This window comes from Phascolarctobacterium sp., assembly GCF_045124115.1.
Taxonomy (GTDB): Bacteria; Bacillota; Negativicutes; order Acidaminococcales; family Acidaminococcaceae; genus Phascolarctobacterium_A.
Genome location: NZ_JBGVLF010000030.1, coordinates 1 through 14067 on the forward strand (window position 1 = coordinate 1; position 14067 = coordinate 14067).

The following is a 14067-nucleotide window of genomic DNA, read 5'->3' on the forward strand; positions in this document are numbered from 1 at the left end:
AGTCTTTTAGCTTTAATATAATCTATCACTAAATCCCTAGTATATTCTACCTCAGTTTTAAGTGCAGTATAAACTTTTTGGGTCAACATATATTGACGGCCAGCATGTTCTATTAGCCCGTTTTTCAGTAAATTATTTAAAGCCTTACGAACTTCATTCTCTGAGCTTTGAGTAATTTCCATACCTTTTTTAAGCATTATTTTGCTATTATCAAGAAGGTAACGAAGCACCATAATTTCATTTAATGAAAACAATTTATTCATTTCGTCCTGTGTTATCGATAAGAATTTTACGAAATCAGGATCTTGCAATGTTCCTTCAATGGTCAATCTTACAGAATCTCCCGCATCAGAAAAATTTGGATATTCTTTGCCCATGGAAAGAGTTTCACGATAAATCAAATCAACTCCCTGCCCTGCACGCTGAACATATTTTAATTGTTGAAGTGTTTCAGCAACAAGTTTATTACGAGGAACAGAAGGATGCGTTATGATATTGTTAGGCGTTACACCGCCAATAAATCCACCTGGATTTTCAATGATTAGCTTGTCTGGATAATGTCGAACATAAATCGCTCCTTGACTTTGATAATCACGATGTGTTAACGCATTGAGCAAAGCTTCTTGAAAGACTTTTTCAGCAAAATCCACTACTTCCAGGCGGTAAAGGCCTACTTGTATATTTATAATGGTATTCTTATCTTGTATTTTCTCAGTGAGCCTATCTAATATAGTTATGATTGGTTGCTTCATATCAAGGCGAGCATCATATTCCTCAGAATTTCCATCACTATAATGCAAATAAATAACTTCATGCTGTGGTAATAATTTTTTTAGAGATGTTTCTTTACCAACAAACAGTAGACCCGCAACGGTCAATCGTTCAATATCACCATCATTTACCAATAATCCTAAATCATGTAAAAACGGAATTGCATTCATATCTGTAAGAGTTGAAGCAGAATCACGTATACCTATACGTTCTTTCAACTTATAAACTTCTAACAAATCAATATCCTCAATTGTGCTTTTAGATATAATGCGTTTAGAAAAGTCATCATTTTGCCAAGCATCATAACGTTGACTTAACTCCTGTGGATAATATGGCTTGCTATTCTTTCCTAGACGTTTATAGCAACGACCATCCGAAGTTGCATAAATTACATTATCATTTTTTACGCTAATCACGATTATTATTTTACCAGCAATTTCAACGGTTTCTGCTTCTACAAAAAGGTGCGGTACAGTTTTATCATAAATAGATTCAATTATATTTTGAACATCATAATTCTTACACCCACTAATTTCACCAGTTACATCTTCTACACCAAAAAATAATTGTCCTCCACTGCTATTAGCCATTGCTATTATCTCAGGTAGTGCTAATTCGATGCGTTCTTTGAAATTTTTAGCTTTTTCCCATGATTTAAATTCAACTGTAGCTGTTTCACCTTTTTCTATTAGTTTTAATACTTCTTCTGCATTCAATCATTTTCACTCCCTATTTCAGAATCTAGTATTTTCAGAATCTTTTGAACTGTACTTGCTGCACCTATTGCAAAAGCGTTTTTCCCACTTTATAATATAACTAAAGAACCTTAAAGTAACGCAATTCAACAATAGGAGGAATGCGTATTATGAAAACCGCTTTCAAACACATTTATGATCAAGGCTTTGCCGATGGCGAAGAAAGAGGTATATCCATTGGTATAGCCGAAGGTAAGGCTAAAGGAATTGCTAAAGGAATGTTAAAGAAAGCCTTACAGATTGCAAAAAGTCTAAAAAATAGTACTGCTATTAGTGATGAAACTATTGCACAAGTTACTTCCCTCACAATTGAACAAGTAAAAAATATTGATACCCCATTTTATACTATAACCTGCTTAGAGCATTCTACTAAGCCCTCCTCTAGTAGGCAATATGAACAAAGTGCGGAGGATTTTTTTAGATCAATATATGACAATGGTGTAGACGACGGTGAAGCAAAAGGTATAACTAAAGGCAGAGCGGAAGGAGAAGCAGAAGGCATAAAAGAAGGTATGCTGAAAAAGTCCCTCTCTACTGCCAAAAAGCTTAAATCCCTTAAAACTATGAGCGATGAAACTATAGCTCAAGTTACAGACCTTCCTCTAGAGCAAGTTAAGGCTATTGTAGCCTAGCTATATATCCCAATGCATCGATCCTTTCGTGAATTGCATTGCTTTCCTTTCGGGCGCTTACGCGCCCTCTTTTTTTATGCCTTTTTTGCCTTATGCCTCCTTTACTTTGAAGGTCAGCAGCTTGTCGCGGTAGTATTCGTACTGCTTCCGGCGTGCAGCGATTTCCGCAGGCAGACCGCTAGTGAGGTCGTTACACAAAGCGTCAAAGCGGTCAAGGATATCAGCTATTCTATTTTGCTCTTCCATCGAAGGAATTGGAACAATTATTTTGCTTATATCACTTACACTTGCATGTACTACTTTGCTCTTAACTTTCCCTTTGCTTTTCTGAGTTTGAGCATTAGTAGTAGATAACGCATAAGCCAAATATTTCGGATTCTGGTTGTGTTTTAAAACAACAATATCTCCACCAGCTAAGCATTTATCATGCCCTACATAAGCGCAAGACTTCGCAATTTCTTCTACGCTTTCTCCAGTAATTGCAAATAGAATATCACCATGCTCAAAATATTTCTTTGACTGTATTTTTTCTTCATCTGTATGAGATACGCATTTATCAAACCAAATATTGTAAGTAGTATAAATTTCGCCATATCTAACACAAGGAAAACCATCTTCAGTAACTTCATCCCTTTTTATTCCAGAACCTCTGAAGATATCTGTAGCAATATCCCCTAACTTCATCCAACGTACATCCCCTTGTACGCCATCATCTTCAAAACTTAGAAGGGCATTTCTGTAGTGCTCATACTGTTTTTTACGAGCTTCTAGCTCTGCTTCTAGCTCTGCTTCTAGCTCTGTGAAATTGTCTAATATCCGAACAATTTCACATTGCACTGGTAGCGGAGGAACAGGAATTATAAACTTCTCTACAACTAAATTATCCAAGGTTGGTATTCCTGCTCTTCTAACTCTAGATTGAAAGTGTCGTTCATTATTTACCAAATAATAATATAAATACTTATTATCGATGTTTTCATCACATTTCAACGTAAAACACCCATCGGAAGACCAAAAAGGAGTGGTACAAAATCCCACCGTACCAGCGGAAGCCCCTACGTTAATAACCATTACCATGTTTGCATCTCTATTATATTCACTGTAATAACCTAATGGTTCTAACCCCCCATGATAAACAGGATAAGTACCATTCTCACTTAACTCTTGTTTAGTTAAGCGCTTTCCACGCAAAACCTTAGCAATACCAGAAAGTTCTTTATACTCCACCCCCTCAGGGCAAAGCTCCTCTATCAACTCTTGTAACTTACTCATACTCTAACCCTCAATCTCCGCCACGATCTTGTCAATCTCTGCTCGCAGCACTTCTTCCCTAGCCACAATCTCTTTGATCTCCGCATTGAGCTTCACAATATCCACCTTTTCACGGGTATCTTCCTGCTCAACATAAGTGCTGACGGAAAGGTTGTAGTCCTGCTCCGCAATTTCTTCATTGCGCACTAAACGGCAAACATAATCCTTATCAGTACGCTCCGTGTAATAACCAAGGATAGTAGCAATATTTTCCGCAGTCAGCTTGTTGCTGTTCGTAACCTTCACAAACTCCTTGCTAGCATCAATAAACAGCGTACTGTTGTCGCTCTTGCTCTTTTTCAAAACCATAATGCAGGTAGCAATAGAAGTGCCATAGAAAAGGTTGTCAGGCAATTGAATTACGCAGTCGATAAAGTTGTTATCAATCAAATACTTGCGAATCTTTTGCTCTGCACCCCCACGATACATAATACCGGGGAAGCAAACAATGGCAGCAGTGCCATCCGTCGCCAACCAACTGAGGGAATGCATAATAAACGCCAAATCAGCCTTGGATTTAGGCGCAAGCACGCCTGCAGGAGCAAAACGCGGATCATTAATCAGCACAGCGTTGTCGCTTCCCTCCCATTTTATGGAATAAGGAGGATTAGAAACAATCACCTCAAAGGGCTCATCATCCCAGTGCATTGGCTCCGTCAGCGTATCGCCATGAGCAATATCAAACTTGTCATAATCAATATCATGGAGGAACATATTAATACGGCACAGGTTGTATGTAGTAATATTAATTTCTTGACCATAATAACCTTGGCGCACCGCATCCTTGCCCAAAATCTTGGAAGCCTTCAACAAAAGAGAACCGGACCCGCAGGCAGGGTCATAAATCTTGTTAATCTCCGTCTTGCCGACAACCGCAATCCGCGTCAGCAGCTCCGACACCTCTTGAGGCGTAAAATATTCGCCACCGCTTTTACCTGCGTTGGAAGCGTACATACCCATCAAAAACTCGTAGGCATCGCCAAAAGCATCAATAGTATTATCCTTATAGTTCCCTAGCTTCATATCGGCAACACCGTTCATCAAAGCTACCAAACGCTCATTACGCTTGCCCACAGAACCGCCCAATTTGTTGCTGTTGACATCCAAATCATCAAACAATCCCTTGAAATCGTCTTCGCTTTCCGTTCCTTGGGCGGATGCCTCAATGTTGTTGAAAATGCGTTCCAGCGTTTCGTTCAGGTTGTCGTCATCTTTGGCGCGTTTGCGCACGTTTTCAAAAAGCTCGCTGGGCAGGATGAAGAAACCTTTCGTTTCCACCATATTTGCTCGTGCTTCTTCTGCTACATCATCAGCAAGCAATGCGTAGTCAAAATCTTTTTCCCCTGCTTCCTGCTCCATCCCATTTATATAACTTGTAATATTCTCAGAAATATAACGGTAGAACAGCATACCCAAAACATATTGCTTAAAGTCCCAACCATCCACACTGCCACGCAAATCGTTAGCTATGCTCCAAATAGTGCGGTGCAGCTCCGCACGTTCTTGTTCCTTAATATTATCTGCCATGGTAAATCCTCCCAAATATGTATATAATACGCAAGCTAATTGCAAAAATTCATAATTATATGCCTTAATTCTACCACAAAACAAAAAAGCCATAAAGGCTAAAAGATGGACAGGTACTGTGTTTTAGTACATAAATAGAAAAATTCCCAAGTATTTTGCAATACTCAGGAATCTTCTAGACAATATTCTTTTCTTCCGCTTCTTCCAGCGCTCTGTACGCTCCATACCAATCGTGGATTGACAAGTGCCACATACGCTCGAAAAGTGCCTCAGCCGTCGCTGCATCCTTGTGGTGCAACGCAATCAGCACCTGCGCCCCCGCGTAGGGCCACCCGGGATAGTAAACTTTGCTCCCCACTAAGCTTGCTGCAATATCTTCCGCCATTTTCCGCTGCCCGTGCTCTAAGCACCAATAGTAACGCAGGAACTCCGCCAAGGTCTCCTTCACCGTCCGCATAGCATCAATGTTGGCACCTGTGCCAAACCATTGCTCTTTCCCCATAGCTTCACGCTGTAGGTAGTGACAGCACTCGTGGATTAGCACGGACTTGCTATATGCGGTCAAATCATAACCACACAGTTCGCACTCATACGCAAGGGCGTCCTTATACAAGGTAATACTTCCCTGCTCCGTTAGAGCACCATGGAGCAAAGCTGTATTCTTTAGCAAATGCACTTTCTTCTGCCAGGTACGGTATTCGCCCTGCCATTTAGCAAAAACTACCTGTTCCGGTATAGGCTGAAAAGTATCAAGCTGCACTAGTAGCTTACGCCCTTGGCGTACTACCGCAGTCACATCATATTTGCCATATGTACGGTAGACTAAACCTTCCCTATAAACAAGAGAAGCCGACGTAGGCATTGCCTCCGCCAGCTCCACCGCCCGAGCGTAGATAGTTGTAAAGCTATATACGTCCATCTGCATTTATTTTTTAATAACCAAGGCTTGCAGCAGCAAATCTTCCGTTGCATCAGCAGCATTGCCAATGGAATGGCTTTCACCGCTGGGGCAATGTACAGTATCACCTACATGCAAGGTCATAGGCGTACCATTGTCGTTATATTCTGCAGTACCTTGCAGCACCACGATAGTTTCGCTGTTTCCGTTATGGGCATGGTAGCCCAAGCTGCAGCCCGGTTTCAGAGTAACCTTAGCATACATCACTACACTGTCATTAAGCATAGCTTCGTCAATGTAATGCTCAATGATTACATCACCGTTACCGCCGAAGCGATTGGTGCTAATGTCGGTTTTAGTTTCTTTAATCAACATAAGTAAAACCTCCCTAAAAATAACTTACGCTTTTTCCCACCAGGGTTCGCCAGCCAAGCGGTCTAAAATGATGGCCACAGCACTGCGCACACATAAGTGGTTATAATCGCAGGAACCATAAACAGGCTCCAAAATATAATCAAAGCTTTTCATAACTTCTGCTTCAATGCCAAAGCCTGTGCCAAAAAGTAGCAGAATAGGTCTATCTCCCTCCTGCAACTGCTTGCGCATAAAGCCGTAAGACACAGTATTGGGATAAACGCGGGCATCCGTAGTCACAATATAGGGACGCTTGCCCGTGCGCGCTTCCACATCAGCAGCGGCAGCAGCAATATCTGCAATCCAATGTACCCTGTCCAAAGCATCGGAACGGTCAGGATTATATGTCCGTCCGTAGCCTTCCTGCCAATAGTTCAGGATTTTTTGGATGATCAGCTTTTGGGAATCCTTAGGATGAATCAAGTAATAGCGCTTGACATCATAAGTCCTGCAGGTACGGGAAATATCATGGATATCAAAATTAGTAACAGCGCTGGCAATGACGTGCATCCGCTTGTTATAAATGGGATAGTGGACTAAGCCCACGTACAGCTCAGCCATTGTCCTGCTCCTCTATTGCTACGCTATTTGCAACAGGTGCCTGCGCTTCTTTGGCAGCAGCAATTTTTCCACGCAGTTCTTCCCAAAACTTGCGCTCAGCTTTTTTCATCTTGTAGGGCAGCTTGCCTTCAATCATCTGCAATTGCTCTTGGCTCAGCAAATCCCTGCGGGTGAAGTAGGTAGCCTTCAAAGACTCCTGCAAGCGCCAAGCTTCGATTAAAGCGTGGTTGCCGCTACGCAGTACCTCCGGCACTTCCAATCCTTCAAAATTAACAGGACGCGTGTATTGGGGGTATTCCAATAAACCGGTGCTAAAGGAATCTTCCTCCGCACTGACGAGTTTGCCCAACACACCGGGAATAAAGCGGGCAATAGCATCCATAACGATCAAAGCAGGCATTTCCCCACCGGTAAGCACATAGTCACCAATGGACAGCTTTTCGTCCACCCAATTAAAAATGCGCTCGTCAAAGCCTTCATAATGTCCGCAGACAAAAATAAAGTCTTGACCAGAGTGAGCGTACTCCTCTACAATACTTTGCTTCAAAGTGCGACCACCGGGACACATAGCAATAACGCGGGCATTGGGCAGCTGCTCCTTCGCCTTGCGGATGGCAGCTACCATGGGCTCCGGTTTTAAAACCATGCCTGCCCCACCGCCGAATGGCGTATCATCTACTGTGCGGTGGTTATCGTGGGTAAAGTCCCTAGGATTGATACAGCTGACTTCAATCAAGCCCTTAGCTGCAGCACGGGCGATAATGCTATGGGAAGCAGCCTGTTCTATTTGTTCAGGGAATAAAGTTACAAATAAGAATTTCATTCTTCATCAACCCATTCAGGCAAAGTTACCACAATGCGCTTTTCTGCCAGATTGATTTCTTTGACATAAATTTTCAATGCGGGCAGCAGGATATCCTTCTCCCCGGGTACTGCAATCACGTAAACATCGTTGCTACCGGTGCTCAAGGAATCCTTAAAGGTACCGATTTGCTTGCCCTCCGTATCAAAAACAGGCAGACCCACCAAATCAGCTACGTAGAACTGGCCTTCCTCCAATTGGGGCAGGTCTTCAGCTTTAATCAATACTTCCTTATCACGGAGCAGTTCTGCTTCGTTCATATTTTTGATTTCCTCTGTCGTCACCAAAACCATACGCTTATGGAAGCGTGCAGCTTTTACAGTGAGCTTACGGCCATCGGACAACAGCAGGTAATCTAAATCTAAAAATTGTTCCGGCTTCTCAGTAAGGGGTAATATACGAATATCGCCCCGCACACCGTGCGGAGCGACAATTTTGCCAATTACTATTTGGTTTTGCATGGATTACTCGCGGAAAGCGATAACCTTACCGTCTTCGGTGAGGATTTCAGCACCCATCAAAGCATCCAGATTGGTGCCAACGGTGATTTCTACAGTACGTTCTAAGGTACCATGACCGATTTCAGCGCCCAATTCCAAAGCTTCAGCTCTTTTCAACTTAGCTTCAGCTTCTGCTTTTGCTGCAGTGCGTTTATTTCTTTCCATATCGATTTGTTCACGCAAAGCCGGAAGCATGCTCAAATCGCTGGCAGCTTGGTGCAAAGCTTTCTTTGCTTGGAACTCAAATTGTTCCAAATCAAGCTCCATATTTTTTATGGTATTTTGGAGATCTCCAATAATTTTCAGTTTTAAGTCTTCAGTTACTTTCGCTTTAACAGCAACAGGAACCCTAACAAACATTCTATCCATAGTATACCGTCCTCAATTAAATAATTTCAACAATAACTTTGACATTTTCGCGGGTTGCTACTGCTTTCATAACAGTTCTGATAGCTTTGGCAATACGGCCTTGTTTGCCGATAACCTTACCCATATCTTCAGAAGCGACATGGAGGCGGAGTACCGTTGTAGAGCCGGTAATTTCCTCCTCCACCACTACTGCAGAGGGATTACTAACAAGAGACTTGGCCATTACTTCTACCAATTCTTTCATGTAGATCACGCCTCTCTTTTAAAAATTATTTTGCAGCTTTAGCTTCTGCAAAAGCTTTCATGATGCCGTTTTTGCTGAACAGGTTCTTAACGGTATCGGTAGGTTGTGCACCTTTGGACATCCAGTCCATAGCTTTTTCTGCATCGATTTTTACGTTAGCCGGGTTAACGGTGGAATCATAGTAACCGATGGATTCGATGAATCTGCCGTCACGAGGAGAACGAGCGTCTGCTACGACGATACGATAGAAAGGAGCTTTTTTAGCGCCCATACGTTTTAAACGAATTTTTACTGCCATGTTGATAGTCACCTCCTTAAATATATCTCAAACAACATGGAACTTTTGATTATTTATGTCCAAAAGGCATTTTAAAACCGCCTTTGGAAGCGAATTTAGCCATACCCTGCATACGCTTCATCATCTTCTTGCTTTCTTCAAAGTTTTTCAGCAGCTTATTAACGTCTTGTACACGCATGCCGCAACCTTGGGCAATACGTTTACGACGGCTACCGTTGATGATGTCAGGGTTACGTCTTTCTTTGAGGGTCATGGAACGGATGATAGCTTCGATGCGGTCAAATTCTCTTTCGTCCACATTAGCTTCTTTCAGCTTTTGGCTGATACCGCCCATACCGGGGATTAAGCCCAGAATAGTTTCCAAGCTACCCAATTTTTTAACCTGTTGCATTTGCTCCAGGAACTGCTCTAAAGTGAATTCATCTTTGCGCAGTTTCTTTTCCATTTCCATGGCTTTTGCCAAATCCGTAGTAGATTGAATCTTTTCTACCAAGGTCAGGATATCGCCCATACCAAGGATACGGGAAGCCATACGATCCGGATGGAAGGGTTCCAAAGCATCCAGCTTTTCGCCCAAACCAATGAGCTTTACAGGTTTGCCGGTTACTGCCTTAACAGACAGAACGGCACCGCCGCGTGCGTCACCATCCAGCTTAGTAACGATTAAGCCGTCAATGCCCAATTCGCCATTAAAGCTTTCGGCTACGGTTACGGCATCCTGACCGGTCATAGCATCTACAACCAACAGGATTTCGTCAGGATGAACAGCGCCTTTGATGTTACGCAATTCGTCCATGAGCTCTTCATTAATATGTAAGCGGCCGGCGGTATCGATGATAACCGTATCGCAAGCCAGCGTATGAGCTTTTTCCACTGCTTTTTCAGCAATCTCTACAGGGGAAACCTTATCGCCCAAGGTGAATACAGGCACATTGAGCTGTTCGCCCAAAACCTGCAACTGGGTAATAGCTGCGGGACGATAAACGTCGCCTGCTACCAGCAAAGGTTTCTTGTGTTTGCGCTTCAGATAGTTAGCCAGCTTACCAGCGGTAGTAGTTTTACCTGCGCCCTGCAGACCTACCAACATGATGATGGTGGGCGGTTTTTGAGCTACAGCCAACTTACTTTGGGTACCACCTAAAAGCTCGATTAATTCCTCATTAACGATTTTAATAATCTGTTGATGGGGGCTCAAGCCTTCGCCAACTTCTACGCCCAAGGCACGTTCTTTAACCTTCGCTACAAAGTCTTTAACAACCTTGAAGTTTACGTCGGCCTCTAACAACGCCATGCGCACTTCGCGCAGAGGGGCTTTTAAATCTTCCTCAGTCAGCTTATTGCTGCCACGGAACATTTTCAGCGCATTTTGTAATCTTTCAGATAAACTTTCAAATGCCATTTAGCTTTACCTACTTTCGCCGCACAGCTTGTCTAAAATACCTGCAGCTTCGTCATTTTTCGCTCTATCACAAGGAGCAAGCAGCTCCTTTACTCGGTGCAGTTCCTCGTGCAACGCTTCTTCCTTGGCAAGAACGCCCAAGGTCGTTTCGTAACGCTCTAAGATCTGCTCCACTCTTTTCAGCAAGTCGTGGACTGCTTGGCGGGATACGCCCAGTTCCTCAGAAATCTCACTCAAGGACAGGTCATCGTAAAAGTACAGTCCCAAACAGGTCCGTTGCTTTTCCGTCAGCAGGCCGCCATAGATATCAAACAGTCTGCCCAGGCGCATTCTTTGCTCAAAAATTTCTTCTGCTGACATGATTCTACCTCGGCTCAATTTACTCGACTTTGATAGTATACTGGAAATCTTCTGCTTTGTCAAGTATTTTTACTTGTCAACATTAAAATTATAAAATAAATTTTACAAAAGCCCCCGAACCTTTGCAGTCCGGGGGCAAAAAAGTTTATGCAGTTAGTTTTTACAAAGCATCCTTGAAGATGCTGCCTCCTACAAACTCACGGAGAATAGAGTTGTTGGGAATGGCGGTTTCGTCCATCTCTTTAACATAGTAGAGCATGTTTAAAAGACGACGGGCAGTGAGATATGCCTTGCCACTGGTACGAGGCACAGCCTCCAGCAAAGGCACTGCGTACTTTTTCATTACCGCCAATTCATAAATCAGCGTAGTGTTGAAAATAACGTCCGCACTGCATTGGAAGGGAAAGATATATTTTTCTTCGCCATCGCGTACATCCTGCCAGAGACTTAAAGTAGCCACAGCATCATGGCTGCGGAACTGGCTATCACGTACCATGCGGCGCAGCAGACGTGCATCCGTAGTATGAATACGATTATGCTCGTCAAAAGACATAGGAGTCAAGGCGCTGACGTAAATTTTAATCTTTCTATTAGCAGGAATGGATTCAGTCAGACGCTCGTTCAAACCATGAATGCCTTCCACAACCAGCACAGAGTTTTCCGTCATCTGCAGTTCTTTACCGCGATATTCACGGCAACCGGTGCGGAAATTGTACTTCGGCAGCTTGACCTTCTCCCCTGCCAACAAGCGTTGCAAGTGGTCGTTAAAGAGTGCCAAGTCAATTGCTTCCAAACATTCAAAATCGTAGCTACCGTCTTCTTTGCGCGGAGTATCAACTCTGTTTCTGTAGTAGTCGTCCATGGATATGGGCATAGGATAGAGTCCATTTACTGCCAATTGAATGCTCAAGCGTTGGGCAGTGGAGGTTTTGCCACTGGAAGAAGGTCCTGCTATCAAAATCAGCTTAACCTCATCACGACGGGAGGCAATCATATCGGCAATGCTTGCCAGTTTTTTCTCATGAAGCGCTTCAGCAATTTGAATAATCTTATCAGCATAACCTGCTTCGATATACTTGTTCAGTTTACCGATAGTATTGCAATGAATCATAGCAGACCATTCTTCGGCTTCTTGGTACGCTTCATTGAGCTTAGGTTTATCCTCAAACGGAGGCAAATGCGTCCAATCTCCTGTATCAGGATAGTTTAAAATTACGCCATCTTTATAGGGTAAAAGTTCAAAATTGGGTACGTAACTGCAATCCGGGCACAGTGCGCCAAAGAGATATCCTGGCGTTCCCTCTAAGAAATACAGGCTGAGCAGAGCATCATCAGCTAGTTGATCCAACAAAGCCTTTTTATCTTCAGAAATTGCTTCCATAGCAGAAGCAGGAATAGTATTTTTGGTAATCTGCTTATAAGTAATGCGTTCCTTGGATTTCACCATCTTGCGCATATATGCTTCAATGGCTTTAATATCCTCTCCAGTCAGCTTATGGCTGCTTTGGTCATAGCAGAACAGGGCGCTTCCAAGAGTATTGCGCACTTCCAAGGCTACTTCCGGATAAAGCTTTTTTGACGCTACCAAAAGCATAAAAAGCAAAGTGCGGGAGTATACACGCATACCTTCGGAGGAGTTAACTTCGATAAAGCCCATATCGCCGTCTTCATGGAGCGGACGTTGCAAATCAACGGCTTCGCCATTGAAAATGCCTTCTACCACAGGAGAAACAAAGCTGTCCTTTAATTCTTGAGCGAAGGGAAGCAGGCAGCTCCCCTCCTCTACTTGGCGTAGCTGCCCGTTAGGCAGCTTCCAGGTCAACATTTTAGTGCTCCACAGCCTGCATAGCAGCCTTAATCTTGGCAGCCATACCGGCAATCTTCTTCAGGGGCACTGCGCAAACAGCTACACGTACGCCTGCAGCCAAAGGTACTGCAAAAATATTGTCGTCATGGAGCTTAGTGCAGATTGCATCACTGTCTTTAGCAGGAATGGAAATGAAGAAGCCTGCTACATAGGGCAGCATAGGCAGACCGCATTCTTTAGCTTCTTTGGTGAACAGATCAGCACGAGCTTTAATCATTTGGTAGTAGTAGTCGCGCTCTTGGCAAACTTTCTCCAACAGTTCGGAATCACTGTAAATGGTTGCCAAAGTACGCATTGCAGGACGGTTGATGTTGGACCAGGTTGCACGGCTGGTGTATTGGTTAATATCTTCAAATTCTTTGATAACGTCCTTATCGGAAGAAATACCGATCATAGCACCGGTACGTTGACCGTACATGGTGAAGCCTTTGGACATGCTGTAGCCAACGATGCAGAGCAGGTTTGCAGGCAAACCGCTGAGTTTCTTAAAGATTTTGCGAACTTCTTCTTTTTCACCTGCATAATCGATGTAGGCAACGTCCAAGAAGAAAACAACGTTTTTGCCGGGTTTAGCAGCTGCTTCCTTCAAAATTGCCAACACGCCGTCCATATCCTCTTCGCTGAGGCTGTATCCAGTGGGGTTATGTGCAGGAGTATTCAGCAGATACAGCAGGTTGTCTTGTTGTGCCAGCAGTTCGTCAATCTTAGCTTTCAGTGCAGCCAGATTGAATTTGTTGTTTTCGTCCAACATTTTGTAGGTGGTAAATTTGCGGCCCATATCGTCGCACAATACCTTATAAGCGCCCCAATACCAATCGGAGCACAGGGCAGTTTCGCCTTCATCCAAATAGTTCCAAATAGCATGGTGGATAGCACCGGTGCCGCCTGCAGTAGCAACTGCAGCCAGATATGCATCAGGACGGGATTCACCGAAAGCAGCAGTCACTACGCAATCCAAATATTCAGGCAGACCGCTAATAGGAGCATAAGCAATCAATTCATTGGTTTGCAGGCCACGGAATACTTTTTCTACAGTGGGCAGGCACACCAGTTTTTCTTCTTCGTCCAAGATAGCGCCGATAGTAGCGTTGGTTACGGCATCCTTGCCATATTTAGCAGCTGCAGCCACAGCGGCTGCGTTAGCACCAAAAATCTTATCTTGGGCAGCTTTACCCTTCGCATGTTTTGCAGCAATAGACATTACCATAATAGTTACCTCCTAAATTTTATATATCTATAAAAATATACATATAGCTAACAAATTTCCATTAGCTCCCCTCAAATACGCTCCCCTACAGG

16 protein-coding genes are annotated in these 14067 nt (G+C 43.3%); 1 reads left to right on the forward strand and 15 read right to left on the reverse strand.

What is annotated here, in order from left to right; all coding sequences use genetic code 11:
- Positions 1 to 1487, reverse strand: a 1487-nt coding sequence (locus ACJMM4_RS04180; RefSeq protein WP_405383213.1) for an RNA-binding domain-containing protein, incomplete at its 3' end; no start/stop codon positions are given.
- Positions 1488 to 1636: 149 nt separating this feature from the next.
- On the opposite strand from ACJMM4_RS04180, the gene ACJMM4_RS04185 reads away from it, so the two are divergent.
- Positions 1637 to 2158 carry a hypothetical protein gene (locus ACJMM4_RS04185; RefSeq protein WP_405383215.1) on the forward strand — a complete coding sequence of 174 codons (522 nt, stop codon included), beginning with the start codon at positions 1637 to 1639 and terminating at the stop codon, positions 2156 to 2158.
- A gap of 90 nt (positions 2159 to 2248) precedes the next feature.
- Here ACJMM4_RS04185 and ACJMM4_RS04190 read toward each other — a convergent pair whose 3' ends face one another.
- From ACJMM4_RS04190 to ACJMM4_RS04255, 14 genes are all read right to left on the reverse strand, one after another.
- Positions 2249 to 3430 (reverse strand): restriction endonuclease subunit S, encoded by a 1182-nt coding sequence (locus ACJMM4_RS04190; RefSeq protein ID WP_405383217.1) that lies wholly within the window; start codon positions 3428 to 3430, stop codon positions 2249 to 2251.
- 3 nt (positions 3431 to 3433) lie between these two features.
- Entirely contained in the window at positions 3434 to 4996 is a 1563-nt protein-coding gene (locus ACJMM4_RS04195; protein WP_405383219.1) for a type I restriction-modification system subunit M, read from the reverse strand.
- 175 nt (positions 4997 to 5171) lie between these two features.
- The gene (locus ACJMM4_RS04200) at positions 5172 to 5921 is read right to left on the reverse strand and encodes a hypothetical protein (protein ID WP_405383221.1); all 750 of its coding nucleotides are present in this window, start codon (positions 5919 to 5921) and stop codon (positions 5172 to 5174) included.
- A complete protein-coding gene (locus ACJMM4_RS04205) occupies positions 5922 to 6269 on the reverse strand; it encodes a cupin domain-containing protein (RefSeq protein ID WP_405380056.1) in 348 nt (115 codons plus the stop codon).
- Between the two features lie 24 nt (positions 6270 to 6293).
- A complete protein-coding gene (locus ACJMM4_RS04210; RefSeq protein WP_405380058.1) occupies positions 6294 to 6869 on the reverse strand; it encodes an RNA methyltransferase in 576 nt (191 codons plus the stop codon).
- Positions 6862 to 7692 (reverse strand): tRNA (guanosine(37)-N1)-methyltransferase TrmD, encoded by an 831-nt coding sequence (trmD, locus tag ACJMM4_RS04215; protein WP_405380060.1) that lies wholly within the window; start codon positions 7690 to 7692, stop codon positions 6862 to 6864. The genes ACJMM4_RS04210 and trmD overlap by 8 nt, the downstream gene beginning before the upstream one ends.
- Positions 7689 to 8192 (reverse strand): ribosome maturation factor RimM, encoded by a 504-nt coding sequence (gene rimM / locus ACJMM4_RS04220; protein WP_405380062.1) that lies wholly within the window; start codon positions 8190 to 8192, stop codon positions 7689 to 7691. Before rimM ends, trmD begins: the two co-directional genes overlap by 4 nt.
- Positions 8193 to 8195: 3 nt before the next feature.
- Positions 8196 to 8600 (reverse strand): YlqD family protein, encoded by a 405-nt coding sequence (locus ACJMM4_RS04225; RefSeq protein WP_405383222.1) that lies wholly within the window; start codon positions 8598 to 8600, stop codon positions 8196 to 8198.
- Positions 8601 to 8616: 16 nt separating this feature from the next.
- Positions 8617 to 8844, reverse strand: a complete 228-nt coding sequence (locus tag ACJMM4_RS04230; protein ID WP_405380066.1) for a KH domain-containing protein — start codon at positions 8842 to 8844, stop codon at positions 8617 to 8619.
- A gap of 25 nt (positions 8845 to 8869) precedes the next feature.
- Positions 8870 to 9142 (reverse strand): 30S ribosomal protein S16, encoded by a 273-nt coding sequence (rpsP, locus tag ACJMM4_RS04235; RefSeq protein ID WP_405380068.1) that lies wholly within the window; start codon positions 9140 to 9142, stop codon positions 8870 to 8872.
- 49 nt (positions 9143 to 9191) lie between these two features.
- Positions 9192 to 10541 (reverse strand): signal recognition particle protein, encoded by a 1350-nt coding sequence (gene ffh, locus ACJMM4_RS04240; RefSeq protein WP_405383224.1) that lies wholly within the window; start codon positions 10539 to 10541, stop codon positions 9192 to 9194.
- 6 nt (positions 10542 to 10547) lie between these two features.
- Positions 10548 to 10901 (reverse strand): YlxM family DNA-binding protein, encoded by a 354-nt coding sequence (ylxM, locus tag ACJMM4_RS04245; protein WP_405383226.1) that lies wholly within the window; start codon positions 10899 to 10901, stop codon positions 10548 to 10550.
- A 160-nt stretch (positions 10902 to 11061) separates the two neighbouring features.
- Positions 11062 to 12726 (reverse strand): nucleoside kinase, encoded by a 1665-nt coding sequence (locus ACJMM4_RS04250; RefSeq protein ID WP_405383228.1) that lies wholly within the window; start codon positions 12724 to 12726, stop codon positions 11062 to 11064.
- Position 12727: 1 nt separating this feature from the next.
- Positions 12728 to 13975, reverse strand: coding sequence for a pyridoxal phosphate-dependent aminotransferase (locus ACJMM4_RS04255; protein ID WP_405380076.1), 1248 nt, complete (start codon positions 13973 to 13975; stop codon positions 12728 to 12730).
- Between the last annotated feature and the right edge of the window lie 92 nt (positions 13976 to 14067).

What these genes read in the sequence shown, in the direction of transcription:
- ACJMM4_RS04185 (WP_405383215.1), top strand. Translation starts at nt 1,637, where the DNA reads ATGAAAACCGCTTTCAAACACATTTATGATCAAGGCTTTGCCGATGGC.
- ACJMM4_RS04190 (WP_405383217.1), bottom strand. Translation starts at nt 3,430, where the DNA reads ATGAGTAAGTTACAAGAGTTGATAGAGGAGCTTTGCCCTGAGGGGGTG.
- ACJMM4_RS04195 (WP_405383219.1), bottom strand. Translation starts at nt 4,996, where the DNA reads ATGGCAGATAATATTAAGGAACAAGAACGTGCGGAGCTGCACCGCACT.
- ACJMM4_RS04200 (WP_405383221.1), bottom strand. Translation starts at nt 5,921, where the DNA reads ATGCAGATGGACGTATATAGCTTTACAACTATCTACGCTCGGGCGGTG.
- ACJMM4_RS04205 (WP_405380056.1), bottom strand. Translation starts at nt 6,269, where the DNA reads ATGTTGATTAAAGAAACTAAAACCGACATTAGCACCAATCGCTTCGGC.
- ACJMM4_RS04210 (WP_405380058.1), bottom strand. Translation starts at nt 6,869, where the DNA reads ATGGCTGAGCTGTACGTGGGCTTAGTCCACTATCCCATTTATAACAAG.
- trmD (WP_405380060.1), bottom strand. Translation starts at nt 7,692, where the DNA reads ATGAAATTCTTATTTGTAACTTTATTCCCTGAACAAATAGAACAGGCT.
- rimM (WP_405380062.1), bottom strand. Translation starts at nt 8,192, where the DNA reads ATGCAAAACCAAATAGTAATTGGCAAAATTGTCGCTCCGCACGGTGTG.
- ACJMM4_RS04225 (WP_405383222.1), bottom strand. Translation starts at nt 8,600, where the DNA reads ATGGATAGAATGTTTGTTAGGGTTCCTGTTGCTGTTAAAGCGAAAGTA.
- ACJMM4_RS04230 (WP_405380066.1), bottom strand. Translation starts at nt 8,844, where the DNA reads ATGAAAGAATTGGTAGAAGTAATGGCCAAGTCTCTTGTTAGTAATCCC.
- rpsP (WP_405380068.1), bottom strand. Translation starts at nt 9,142, where the DNA reads ATGGCAGTAAAAATTCGTTTAAAACGTATGGGCGCTAAAAAAGCTCCT.
- ffh (WP_405383224.1), bottom strand. Translation starts at nt 10,541, where the DNA reads ATGGCATTTGAAAGTTTATCTGAAAGATTACAAAATGCGCTGAAAATG.
- ylxM (WP_405383226.1), bottom strand. Translation starts at nt 10,901, where the DNA reads ATGTCAGCAGAAGAAATTTTTGAGCAAAGAATGCGCCTGGGCAGACTG.
- ACJMM4_RS04250 (WP_405383228.1), bottom strand. Translation starts at nt 12,726, where the DNA reads ATGTTGACCTGGAAGCTGCCTAACGGGCAGCTACGCCAAGTAGAGGAG.
- ACJMM4_RS04255 (WP_405380076.1), bottom strand. Translation starts at nt 13,975, where the DNA reads ATGGTAATGTCTATTGCTGCAAAACATGCGAAGGGTAAAGCTGCCCAA.